General features: G+C 72.0%; 5 protein-coding genes. All 5 read left to right on the top strand.

The window, feature by feature from the left end; translation table 11 throughout:
- The first annotated feature begins 200 nt into the window (after window positions 1–200).
- The 5 genes from icmF (at window position 201) to KMS84_RS26235 (ending at window position 10,000) form a co-directional block, all read left to right on the top strand.
- Window positions 201–3,431: a fused isobutyryl-CoA mutase/GTPase IcmF gene (icmF, locus tag KMS84_RS26255; RefSeq protein WP_256918923.1), complete on the top strand. Its 3,231-nt coding sequence runs from the start codon at window positions 201–203 to the stop codon at window positions 3,429–3,431.
- 515 nt (window positions 3,432–3,946) lie between these two features.
- Window positions 3,947–6,283 (top strand): glycosyl hydrolase family 95 catalytic domain-containing protein, encoded by a 2,337-nt coding sequence (locus KMS84_RS26250; protein WP_256918922.1) that lies wholly within the window; start codon window positions 3,947–3,949, stop codon window positions 6,281–6,283.
- A gap of 53 nt (window positions 6,284–6,336) precedes the next feature.
- The gene (locus KMS84_RS26245; RefSeq protein ID WP_256918921.1) at window positions 6,337–8,244 is read left to right on the top strand and encodes a glycoside hydrolase family 97 protein; all 1,908 of its coding nucleotides are present in this window, start codon (window positions 6,337–6,339) and stop codon (window positions 8,242–8,244) included.
- Window positions 8,245–8,417: 173 nt separating this feature from the next.
- A complete protein-coding gene (locus KMS84_RS26240; protein WP_256918920.1) occupies window positions 8,418–8,990 on the top strand; it encodes an AMIN-like domain-containing (lipo)protein in 573 nt (190 codons plus the stop codon).
- 224 nt (window positions 8,991–9,214) lie between these two features.
- A complete protein-coding gene (locus KMS84_RS26235) occupies window positions 9,215–10,000 on the top strand; it encodes a polysaccharide deacetylase family protein (protein ID WP_256918919.1) in 786 nt (261 codons plus the stop codon).
- Window positions 10,001–10,017: the final 17 nt, after the last annotated feature.

The raw sequence follows: 10,017 nt of genomic DNA, 5'->3' as shown, positions 1-10,017 counted from the left end.
CCGGACCTCCCCCGCCCCTCCGGCCGGGTTCCCCGGTCCCGGGCCGGTCCTGAGACCGGTCTCCCGCGTCCCTGCCGCCCCTCCCGTACCACCCTCCCCGCCGCGCGTCCTGTGCTTCTGGTCACATCACTCGCCCTATTTACTAGGACGTCCTACTATTTTCTCAGTAGGCGTCACCGTGATCTGTCTGGGAAGGCCCCATGAGCGATCTGCACCGTCCCGTGCACCCCGTCCGTCTGGTCACGGCCTCGGCCCTGTTCGACGGCCACGACGCATCGATCAACATCATGCGGCGGATCTTCCAGTCCCAGGGCGCGGAGGTGATCCACCTCGGGCACAACCGCTCCGTCCAGGAGGTCGTGGACGCGGCGCTGGAGGAGGACGCGCACGGCGTGGCCGTCTCCTCGTACCAGGGCGGACACGTGGAGTACTTCGAGTACCTGGTGGAGTCGCTGCACGCGCGCGGGGCGGAGCACGTCCGGGTCGTGGGCGGCGGAGGCGGTGTCATCGTCCCCGACGAGATCGCCCGGCTGCGCGCCGGCGGAGTGACGATCTTCTCGCCGGAGGACGGGCAGCGGATGGGCCTGGCCGGCATGGTCAACTCCGTGGTCCGCGACTGCGACTTCGACCTGTGGGACGCCAAGCCCGCCGACGCCGCGGGTGTGCTCGCCGGCGACCGGTTCGCCGTCGCCCGCGCGATCACGGGCGCGGAACTCGGCAAGCTGCCGAAGGAGTTCACGGACCAGGTCCGGGCCACCGCGGCGGCGCGCAGCACCCCGGTGCTGGGCATCACCGGCACCGGCGGCTCGGGCAAGTCGTCGCTGACCGACGAGCTGGTGCGCCGCTTCCGGGTGGACCAGCAGGACAAGCTGCGGATCGCGGTGATCGCCGTCGACCCGACCCGCCGGCGCGGCGGCGGCGCGCTGCTCGGCGACCGGATCCGGATGAACTCGCTCGACGGCAACCGGGTGTTCTTCCGCAGCCTGGCCACCCGCGGCAGCCACGAGCTGCCGGAACACCTCTCCGACGTGATCGACGTGGTCAAGGCGGCCGGGTTCGACCTGGTGATCGTGGAGACGCCGGGCATCGGCCAGGGCGACGCGGCGATCGTGCCGTTCGTCGACACCTCGCTGTACGTGATGACGCCGGAGTTCGGCGCCGCCTCGCAGCTGGAGAAGATCGACATGCTCGACTTCGCCGACGTCGTGGCGATCAACAAGTTCGAACGGCGCGGCGCCAAGGACGCCATGCGTGACGTGGGCCGCCAGCTGGTGCGCAACCGCGAGGCGTTCGGGATGCGGCCGGAGGACATGCCGGTGTTCGGCACCTCGGCGGCCACCTTCAACGACGACGGCGTCACCGCGCTGCACCAGCACCTCAAGGCCGCCCTGGCGGAGAAGGGCCTGCCGCTGTCGGAGGGCAGGCTGGCGCCGGTCGAGGTGCGTCACTCCTCCGGGATCCGGCAGGTGGTCCCCGCGGACCGCGTGCGCTACCTCGCCGAGATCACCGAGCGCGTCCGCGCCTACCACGCCGAGACCGAGCGACTGGCCGAAGCGGCGCGCCGGGTGCAGCGCCTGGAGACGGTCTGCGGCGAGCTCGCCGAGGCCGGCGCCGACGCGGCGAACGTGCGCGGGCTGCTCGACACGGCCCGCGGGAACCTTCCGCACCCGGTCGCCGAGCAGCTGCGCGAGTGGCCGGCGGTCGTGGCCGCCTACTCGGGGGACGAGCAGGTGGTGCGGATCAGGGACAAGGAGATCCGCACCAAGCTGACCCGGGAGTCCCTGTCGGGCAACAAGATCCCGCGGGTCGCGCTGCCCCGCTTCACCGACCACGGCGAGCTGGTGCGGTTCTGGCGCCGGGAGAACCTGCCCGGCCGCTTCCCCTTCACCGCCGGGGTGTTCCCCTTCAAGCGCGACGGAGAGGACCCGGCGCGCATGTTCGCGGGCGAGGGCGACCCGTTCCGCACCAACCGGCGCTTCAAGCTGCTCTCCGAGGGCCAGCCCGCGACCCGGCTGTCCACGGCGTTCGACTCGGTCACCCTCTACGGCCGCGACCCGGACGAACGGCCCGACATCTACGGCAAGGTCGGCACCTCCGGCGTGTCCGTGGCCACCCTGGACGACATGAAGGCGCTGTACGACGGCTTCGACCTCGTCGCGCCCACCACCTCCGTGTCGATGACGATCAACGGCCCCGCCCCCACGGTCCTGGCGTTCTTCCTGAACACCGCCATCGACCAGCAGACGGAAGCCTTCCGCACCGCCGAGGGCCGCGAGCCCTCCCCCGAGGAGGCGGCCGAGCTGCGGGCGCGCGCGCTGGCGAGCGTGCGCGGCACGGTCCAGGCGGACATCCTCAAGGAGGACCAGGGCCAGAACACCTGCCTGTTCTCGACCGAGTTCAGCCTGCGGATGATGGCCGACATCCAGGAGTGGTTCATCGCGCAGAAGGTCCGCAACTTCTACTCGGTGTCGATCTCCGGTTACCACATCGCCGAGGCCGGCGCGAACCCGATCAGCCAGCTCGCCTTCACCCTGGCCAACGGCTTCACCTACGTGGAGGCCTACCTCGCCCGGGGCATGCACATCGACGACTTCGCGCCCAACCTGTCGTTCTTCTTCTCCAACGGCATGGACCCGGAGTACTCGGTCCTCGGCCGGGTGGCCCGCCGCATCTGGGCCGTGGCGATGAAGGAGAAGTACGGGGCGAACGAGCGCAGCCAGAAGCTGAAGTACCACGTCCAGACCTCGGGGCGCTCCCTGCACGCCCAGGAGATGGACTTCAACGACATCCGCACCAGCCTGCAGGCCCTGATCGCGATCTACGACAACTGCAACAGCCTGCACACCAACGCCTACGACGAGGCCGTGACCACGCCGACCGAGGAGTCGGTGCGCCGCGCCCTCGCCATCCAGCTGATCATCAACCGGGAATGGGGCCTGGCGATGAACGAGAATCCCCTGCAGGGGTCGTTCGTCATCGACGAGCTCACCGACCTGGTCGAGGAGGCGGTCCTTCAGGAGTTCGACCGGATCAGCGAGCGCGGCGGCGTGCTCGGCGCGATGGAGACCGGCTACCAGCGCGGCCGCATCCAGGACGAGTCAATGCTCTACGAGCAGCGCAAGCACGACGGCACCCTGCCCATCATCGGCGTCAACACGTTCCGCAACCCGCACGCCGACACCGCCGAGCCCGGCGTCATCGAACTGGCGCGCGCGACCGAGGCGGAGAAGGTCTCGCAGCTGGAGCGCGTGCGCTCCTTCCACGCGGGACACCGTGACGAGGCCCATGAGGCGCTGAGCGCCCTCAAGGACGCGGCGGTGAACGACCGCAACGTCTTCGCCGTCCTCATGGACGCCGCCCGGGTCTGCTCCCTCCAGCAGATCACCGACGCCTTCTTCGAAGTGGGAGGCCAGTACCGCCGCAACGTCTGAGCGACGTCCCGGCGCCGGCCCCGGCCGCGCCGCGTGCTCGATTCCGTGGTCTCCGCTCTTGGGCGCGGTGACCGGGAACGAGCGCGCGGCGCGGCCGTCGTCGTACCGGCGGCCTGCCGGTCGAACCCCCATGCGGCGCGCGGCCGTCGACGGGCCTCACGTCGACAGACGTCACGGAGGCAGGCGTCACGTAGGCAGACGTCACGGAGGCAGACGTCATGTAGGCAGGCGTCACGTCGTCAGGACCGGCGTCCGCGCGCCCTCGTCGATGCGCCCGTCGTCGACGCGGCGGTCATTGGTACAGACAAGCTGAATACATCGGAGGAGTCAAGAAGGCGGGCGGTGAGCGCGGAAACGGGCAGCACATGCAGTCAAGCACTGCTCGTGCACGTGCACTGTGCTCCTTCTCCCGGACCGAGTCCCCGCCCAGTCATTGACAGGTACACGGGGCATCTCTAGGTTCGCCGATACACCCGATGTCTTGACGACCCGTCACGTCTGTCTGGAGGACGACGATGCATCCGCAGTCGGGAGAGAGCGCACCCTTACGCCGTCGAGCCGTGATCGGCACCGCACTCGGCGGTGCCGCGGCGGCAGCCCTGCCCGGGACGGCCCATGCCGGACCCCGGCCGTCGTCCGAGGCGCGGTCAGCGTCCGCCGCCCCGCCGACGGCCGGCGCGAAACGCCCGTGGAAACTCCGCAACACGATGGGCTCCGACCGCGCCTGGGCCGACTTCCTGCACGGCCAGGACCTGGTCTGGCGCAGACTGCCGACCCGCTGGTACGAAGGTCCCTTCCTCGGCGACGGCCTGCTCGGGAGCATGGTCTATCAGGAACCGGGCGCGAACCGGATCCGCTTCACCGTCCAGCACGGCCGGGTGCAGGACCACCGGCCCGCGTTCGGCAGCGGCTGGGGCACCTGCCGGCTGCCCGTCGGCCACCTCACCCTCGACCCGGTCGGCACGATCACCGCCGTCGACTGGCGGCTGAGCCTGTGGAACGCCGAACTCACCGGCACCGTCACGACCAGCGCCGGCACCCTCACCCTCGCCGCGCTCGTCCACGACGAGGTCCTGGCGGTCCGGGTCACGGCCGACGGCGGCGAGCGGGTCGTCTGGACGTTCCACCCCGAGGACGCCGTCAGTCCCCGGCGCATCCAGGAGGACCCGCCGGCCGGCTACACCCCCAACCCGCCCTGGACCGCCAAGACGTCGGCCGACGGCGTCGAGCAGGTGCTGCAACCCCTCACGGGCGGCCAGACCGCCACCGCCTACCGCCGCGACGGCGCGGAACTGCTGCTCAGCGTCGGACACAGCGCCCCTTCCACCACCGCCGCCGAGACCGACTCGCTGCGCGCCCTGCGCCGGGCGAAGTCCTACCCCGCCCTGCGCCGCCGCCACACCGACTGGTGGCACGCGTTCTACCCCAAGAGCTTCGTCTCGTTCCCCGACCAGCGGTTGCAGAGCTTCCACTGGATCCAGCTCTACAAGGTCGCCTCCGCCAGCCGGGCGGGCGGCCCGGTCATGGCCACCTCGGGACCGTGGCTCGAGCCCACGCCCTGGCCCGCCGTCTGGTGGAACCTCAACGTCCAGCTGGAGTACTGGCTCATCCACGGCTCCAACCACCCCGAACTCGACTCGCTGGCCAGCACGCTGCGGCAGAACCAGGAACAGCTGATCGCCAACGTGCCCGCCGCCTACCGCTCCGACAGCTCCGGCGTGGGCCGCAGCTCGGACATGTTCGCCACCCGCGACGTGGGCCGGCCGGGCACCGGAGCCGAGACCGGCGACCTCACCTGGGCGCTGCACAACGTGTGGCTGTCCTACCGACACTCCATGGACGAAGGCCTGCTGCGCGACACGGTCTACCCCGTGCTGCGCCGGGCGATCAACTACTACCTGCACTTCCTGACCCCCGGCAGCGACGGCAGGCTGCACCTGCCCAGCACGCTGTCCCCGGAGTACCCGGTCGTGCCCCCGCAGGACACCAACTACGACCTCGCCCTCATCCGCTGGGGGTGCCGCACGCTCCTGGAATCGGCCGAACTGCTGGGCGTGGACGACGAGGCGGCGCCCCGCTGGCGGGACGTCCTGGCCCGGCTCACCCCCTACCCCGTCGACGCCGACGGCTTCATGATCGGCGCCGACACCCCCTACGCCCAGTCTCACCGGCACTACTCGCACCTGCTGATGGTGTATCCGCTGTACCTGGTCAACTGGGACCAGCCCGAGAACCGCGAGCTGATCATCAGGTCCGTCGAGCACTGGCACGCGCTGACCGGCGCCCACCGCGGGTACAGCTACACCGGCGCGGCCTCCCTGTACGCGATGACCGGGGACGGCGACACCGCCCTCGCCTATCTGCGCAAGTTCTTCGATCCCACGACCCGCTACCCCTGCCAGGCCAACACCCACTACACCGAGGCCGGCCCCGTCATCGAGACGCCGCTGTCCGCGTCGCAGTCGCTGCACGACATGTTCTGCCAGAGCTGGGGCGGCGTCGTGCGGATCTTCCCGGCCGTCCCGGCCGCCTGGACGGACCTCACCCTGCACGACTTCCGCACGCAGGGCGCGTTCCTGGTCAGCGCGGTGCGCACCGCGGGCCGCACCCGGTTCGTCCGGATCAGGAGTCTGGCGGGCGAGCCGCTCAAGGTGAAGCACGGGCTCGTCGGCCGGCTCACCGCGCTGCTCGACGACGGCAGCCCGGCCCGCACCCACGACCTCGGCGACGGCGTCCTCTCCGTCGACCTGCCCCGGGGCCGCGAGGTGCTGATCCACTCGGGTTCCCGCCCCGACCTGGTCATCGCGCCCGTCGCCGTCGCCGAACCCGGTGCGGCCTGGGGACTCCCGTAACCGCCGGCCGCACGCCCGCACGCTCGGCACCGTCGACAACCGGAAGGGTTCCCATGGCTGTTCCGATCAGAACCGCGCTGTCCGCGCTCTGCGCCGGACTGGTGGCCGCACTGCTCACGAACGGGTCCGCACAGGCCGGGCAGTCCTCGCGGCAGGAGCGCGCCTGGACCGTGCAGGTGGCGGCCCCGGCCGCGCACGCGCCCCGCGCGCGAGTGACGCTCGACGACGCCACCGGCACGCTCGGCCTCACCGTCTCCCGCGACGGCCGCACCGTGCTGGAGCCGTCGCCCCTCGGCATCGTCACCGAAGGGGCCGACCTCTCCCAGGGGTTGCGCTTCCTGCACCGTGAGGACCGCACCGTGAAGGAGCGCTACCGGACGGCGTCCGGCAAGCGGCTGGAGCGCACGGTGCGCATGCGCGAGACGCGGCTGTCGTTCGCCGGGGCGGCGGGCGCCCGCGTCGACCTGGTGGTGCGCGCCTCCGCCGACGGCGTCGCCTACCGCTACGTCCTGCCCGCCGGGCACGGCGACGTCCTCGGCGAGACCTCCGCGTTCCGGCTGCCGGCCGACGCCGACGCCTGGCTGAGCACCTACCGGGTGGACAACGAGGGCCAGTTCGCCCAGTACACCGCCGCCACGGCCCCCACCGGGGCCTACTCCGAGCAGGCTCTCTTCGCCACACCGGGCGGTTACGCCCTGCTCGCCGAATCCGACCTCGCCGGCGGCTACTCGGGCGCCCGGCTCGCCCACACCCAGGGCAGCGGCGCCTACCGCGTCCAGCTCGCCGACGAGCGGGTCGACGCCGACGGCCCGCTGGCCACCACGTGGCGGGCCGTGGTCGCCGGCGACCTCGCCACCGTCACCCGGTCCACCTTCACCGACGACCTGGCCCCCGCCGCCAAGGTCGCCGACCCCTCCTGGATCCGTCCCGGCACCGTGCTGTGGACCTGGCTCGCGGGCGGCCGCACGGCCGGCCAGAGCCTGGCGGCGCAGCAGGCGTACGTCGACTACGCAGCCGAGCGGGGCTGGCCCTACGAGGCGGTCGACTCGGGCTGGTACTTCAAGAAGGACCAGTGGGACGTCACCGACCCCGACTGGCAGACCACCAGCTGGATGCCGCAACTCGTCCGGTACGCCCGCGCCAAGGGCGTCGGCATCGTCGTGTGGATCCACCAGCGCGACCTGGACACACCCGAGGAACGCGCCCGCTGGCTGCCCACCCTGGAGCGCTGGGGCGTCAAGGGCGTGAAGATCGACTTCATGAACTCGGAGGCGCAGTCCATGCTCCGGTGGTACGACGCGATCCTCCCGGAGACCGCCGCCCACCACCTCATGGTCGACTTCCACGGCTCGACCGTCCCGAAGGGCATCCAGCGGACCTGGCCGCACGTGATGACCCTGGAGGGCGTCGGCGGCGAGGAGAAGCGGACCAACACCGCGGCCCACCTCACCACCCTGCCCTTCACCCGCAACGTCGTCGGCTCCATGGACTTCACCCCCGGCGGTTTCCAGCGCGTCGGTCTGCGGCCCGACACCGACGCGGCCGAACTCGGGCTGACCGTCGCCTACGAGTCGGGGCTGCAGATGTTCGCGGGCACCCCGGAGTCCTACGACGCACGACCGCTCGCCCGCGCCTTCATGGAGCAGGTCCCCGCCGCCTGGGACGACACCCGGCTGCTCGCCGGACGGCCCGGGCAGGAGGCCGTGCTCGCCCGCCGCAGCGGCGACCGGTGGTTCCTGGGCGGGGTGTACGCGGGCGCGGCCCGCACGGCCGCGGTGCCGTTGGCCCTCGGGCCGGGCAGGTGGCTGGTCGAGACGGTCCGGGACGGCGCCGACGGCCTCGTCCAGGACCGGCGGGTGCTGCGCGGCGGCGCCACGCTCAGCGTCGACGTGCTCGCCGACGGCGGTTTCGCCGCGCTCGCCTGCCCCTGGCGGCCGGGCGTCGCGACCTGCCACCGCTGAGCACGACGCTCCCCGACCTCGTCGCCCGGCGCGAACCGCGCGGCAGCGCGGGCATCGGCCGCGGGCACGGGCACGGACCCGTTCGGGCACACCGGGGCGGAAAGCGGTGCAACCCATGGGGCGTTCCGGTTGTCTCAGTAGATGTCCGACACGCACACTCCTCGGGGGAGACCATGATGCGAAGCACAACCGTCTGGGCGACCACCGCCCTTCTCACCGTCACGCTCGGCGCGTCCGTGGCTCCCGCCGTGGCCGCGCCGGCCGCCGCACCCCGCGCGGCCGTCGTCTGTCCCACCGGCTGGGGCAGTCTGGGCAAGACCTATTCCGCCTCCACCACCGAGTCGGTGACGAACGTGCGCACCGGCCGTCACGACTGCTACGACCGGTTCGTCATCGACGTGCCCGGGGCGAGCGCCGCCCGGCTCGGCTTCTCCGTCGGGTACGTCGACCAGCTCCACCAGGACGGCTCGGGCCGCCCCATCCCCGTCGGCGGCGGCGCGATCATCGAGGTCCGGGTCGACGCCCCGGCGTACGACGTCGACACCGGCGCCTCCACCTACCCGGGGCGGGTCGCCCAGCCCCTGCCGGGCGTGAACCTCACCGGGTACCGCACCTTCCGGGACACCCGCTACGCCGGAAGCTTCGAGGGCGTCACCCAGTTCGGACTCGGCGTGCGCGCCCGCCTGCCCTTCCGGGTGCTGCGCCAGACCGACCATCTCGTAGTGGACGTCGCCCACACCTGGTGACCTCTCCGGGTCACCGCGCTCCAGGACGCGGCGGCGCGTGCACACCCGACGTCGGACCCTCGACGGCGGCGGCGGCGCGCGCCGCCGCGTCGCCGCGCGGCCCCTCGTTCGTCCGCGAACTCCCGCGGAAGTGTCCGCAATCGGTAACAGGCGGATCCCCCCGCGTCCTTTCGCCGTCCTGACAACTGCACGGGACGCACGGACACGACGAGGACAGGGCAGACATGGCGCGGCATGGCGGGCGGGGTTGGTACGGCCGGGTATTCGCGGCGGCGATCGGGGTCACGACAGTGGCGGCCGTCACCTCGGTGTGGACCGCGCAGGCCGGTCCCGCCACCGGTGCGCAGGCGGGAGCGGGGGTCTCGGCCAGTCCGTCCCCGGGCAGCCCCGGCTCGGTCCAGGCGAAGGTGTCCGTGGACATCGCCCACGCCTCCGACCACGGCGCCCGGGGCGTCAACATCACCGTGGACGACGGGCCGGACCCGACGTGGACGCCTCAGGTGCTGAAGGTGCTCCGGGACAACGGCGTGAAGGCCACGTTCTGCATGGTGGGCACCCAGGCCGAGGCCCACCCGGACCTGGTCAAGGCGGTGGTGGCGGACGGGCACCGGCTGTGCGACCACACCGTGTCCCACGACACCGCGATGGACAAGAAGGCCGAGGCGTACCAGTCCCACCAGATCCTGGACGCCGAGCGCATGATCACCGAGGCCTCGGGCGGCGTCCGCCCGGTGTACTACCGGGCGCCGGGCGGCGCGTTCACGCCCTACAGCCGCAATCTCGCCGCTTCCCGCGGGATGCGGCCGCTGGGCTGGAACGTCGACACCAAGGACTTCGAGAAGCCGGGCTCCGCCGCCATCGTCGCGACCGTCAAGAGCGAGGTGGCGGACGGTCCGACCATCCTCTTCCACGACGCGGGCGGCGACCGGTCGCAGACCGTCGCCGCCCTGCGCGAGGTCCTGCCGTGGCTGAAGCAGCAGGGCTACTCCTTCGGCTTCCCCGTGCGTTGAGCTCCGCCGCCCGCGCC

Origin of the sequence: Streptomyces hilarionis (genome assembly GCF_024539675.1) — a bacterium.
Classification (GTDB): Bacteria; Actinomycetota; Actinomycetes; order Streptomycetales; family Streptomycetaceae; genus Streptomyces; species Streptomyces hilarionis.
Note: the sequence above shows the minus strand (reverse complement) of the source record. Positions and strands in the feature narration are given on the sequence as shown.